This window comes from Streptomyces sp. AC627_RSS907, assembly GCF_019049165.1.
On sequence record NZ_JAGMUE010000467.1, the window covers coordinates 1 to 627 of the forward strand.

The following is a 627-nucleotide window of genomic DNA, read 5'->3' on the forward strand; positions in this document are numbered from 1 at the left end:
GCCAAGGTCGGCCAAGGCCAGGCCGAGGGCGCCAGCGAGTCGACCGAGGAGTTCCTGCTCGGCATCATCCCGACGAGCATGCTCTCCGCCTTCACCGAGGGCGAGGTGCTCCAGACCCTGCTGATCGCCCTGCTGGTCGGCTTCGCCCTACAGGCCATGGGCAAGGCGGGCGAGCCCGTCCTGCGCGGCATCGGGCACGTGCAGCGGCTCGTCTTCCGGGTGCTCGCGATGATCATGTGGGCGGCCCCGGTGGGCGCCTTCGGCGCCATCGCGGCGGTGGTCGGCGAGACCGGCACCGACGCGCTGCGCTCGCTGGCGGTCATCATGGTCGGCTTCTACGTCACCTGTCTGATCTTCGTGGTCGTCGTGCTCGGCACGATCCTGCGCCTGGTGGCGGGCGTGAACCTGTTCCTGCTGCTGAAGTACCTGGCGCGGGAGTTCCTGCTGATCCTGTCCACCTCCTCGTCCGAGTCGGCGCTGCCGCGGCTGATCGCGAAGATGGAGCACGCCGGGGTCAGCAAGCCGGTGGTCGGCATCACCGTCCCCACCGGCTACTCCTTCAACCTCGACGGCACCGCCATCTACCTGACGATGGCCTCGCTGTTCATCGCCGAGGCGATGGGCGAC

1 protein-coding gene is annotated in these 627 nt (G+C 68.9%); it reads left to right on the top strand.

Going from position 1 to position 627, the window contains the following annotated elements; all coding sequences use genetic code 11:
* Positions 1–627 (top strand): cation:dicarboxylate symporter family transporter (locus KUM32_RS36495; RefSeq protein WP_217146184.1); only part of this gene is annotated, 627 nt, incomplete at both ends.